The sequence below is a fragment of the Acidaminobacter sp. JC074 genome, from assembly GCF_022496765.1.
Classification (GTDB): domain Bacteria; phylum Bacillota; class Clostridia; order Peptostreptococcales; family Acidaminobacteraceae; genus JABXKX01.
In genome coordinates this window covers 1-1,987 of sequence record NZ_VANV01000058.1, presented here as the reverse complement: position 1 = coordinate 1,987, position 1,987 = coordinate 1, and the positions used below count along the sequence as shown (strand labels likewise).

Annotated in this window: 1 protein-coding gene; it reads right to left on the bottom strand. The window is 38.6% G+C overall.

The features are described 5' to 3' along the window. Positions 1-1,267, bottom strand: a 1,267-nt coding sequence (ltrA, locus tag EZV73_RS28160; protein ID WP_240843920.1) for a group II intron reverse transcriptase/maturase, incomplete at its 3' end; no start/stop codon positions are given. Positions 1,268-1,987 lie beyond the last annotated feature (720 nt).

Below are 1,987 nucleotides of genomic sequence, written 5' to 3'. Positions count from 1 at the left end.
TGATGTTACCACTTGACAACAATCCAACCTCTTGAGCACTCATATCATACAGTTTCATTTTCCTAAAATACCCATTTGATAAAAGCTTTTGAATAATGTACACTTTCGAGTTCTTCCAAAGTGTCACATTCATTTTCTCACCATTGTGTGGGATACCTGCTTTCCTTAATTCTTTATGCATTTTCTTATAGGTTTTCCACTGCTTCATTCGTGTGCTTCTTAGTCTCCTTCGTGTCCATTCCATCAGTCGTCTGACTAATGCTTTGATGTCTGCAATTTTGTAGTAATTTAACCATCCTCTGATAACAGGATTTAATTTCTTGATTATTTCCATCATCGGTGTTGGTTGATTTCGCTTAGTAATCTCATAGACCTTAGTCTTAAACTTTTTAATTCTAGATGGTTGAATGGATAAGTATTTTCTTCGCATAATAAATCCAAGAAAAGGAACACCATCATCTAATCTAGTAATGTGCGTTTTCTTCTCATTCACCTTTAACTTAAGGTCTTTCTCTAAAATGTTTGTCGCTATATACTTATAATCACCAGCTTCTTTCTTTGTGCTCGCAAAGATAAGAATATCATCAGCAAACCTAACAATACGGATGTTCTTTGACTTCATTTTCTGGTCAAAATAGTCCAGATATATGTTAGAAATCAATGGTGAACATACGCCTCCCTGACTAGATCCGACCTCCGTGTCATGCAAAGTCATATCTTCCATGATACCTGATTTCAGCCATTTCCTTACCAAGTTTAGCACTCTGTTGTCACTAATCTTCTTTGCTAAAGAGTCTATAATAATATCATGGTCGAGTGTATCAAAACACTTACTCAAGTCCATATCCACCACATGTTCTAATCCGTATTTCCTCATAAAATCAGCAGCCTTAGCAACTGCTTGATGTTGTGATTTTCCTCGCCTATAACCATAACTTGATGGATGAAATTCTCTATCAAAGTATGGTTCTACTACATTTACAAATGCTTGTTGGACAACTCTATCCCTTACGGAAGGTATACCCAGTTTCCTCTTGCCACCATCAGGCTTGTCAATTTCAACCCTTAATACTGGTAGAGGTGTGTATTTGTCGGTTTTCAGTTCGTCATGAAGTCGCTCAATGTTTTCATACATATCATTAGCAAAATCTTTTACAGTCTGTTGGTCTATGCCAGGTGCACCATTATTCTTTTTCACCTTCCTAAAGGCTTCTTCAAGATTATTTTTGCCATAGATTTTATCAATCAAGCTGTACAACTTCCTCATGCTTCATCCTCCATTGTCGCTATACCTTTCACTACGCTTCATATCCACTATAATTTCTTCGTTATGGCTTTCTTGACGTCTCTAGCTCATTTGCAATCTTATCTTCGAAAACAACATATCTACTTATTATTCATGTTTACGTATATATCAGTTTTCACCATTATACCGTGCACAGGTATTTCAACCCATGTTTAAACATCTTCACTTCCAATCCACGAGTTGCCAGTATACTTAAAACTCTCTTCCGTCCTTCGCATTCAATGAGTACTTTTGGTACTCAAAGTCCTTAGTAATAAATACTAAGTCACTTCAACGTTATCCTCCAGTCAATCGCTTGCCTTCATCGGTTGAAGCTTCATCACTACTACGACTTCATATGTACACTGCACCTTAATAATACGCCTTGCTTTCACTTGTGCGTACACCTACAGCTACAGATACAGTGCTTCCTGGGGTAAGTGCGTTCGCTTGCTACAGATTATGACCATTGTAACGTGTTAGATTTACCAAGGTAGGACTTCGTCACTTTTGGCAGACTCATCCATCTAACCCGCCAGATTCTGGTTTGTGTTACTCCACACCAGTAGCCGCCATCAGCTTCCTTCAGACCCCTTTGTCGCCAAAGACGCCCTTGCTTACAGCTTCTCTTCCCAAGCTTGGTAGGTGAGATAGTCAACTTTTCAGACTATCAGCTCACGCACATGCCCAGCGCACCAAAAA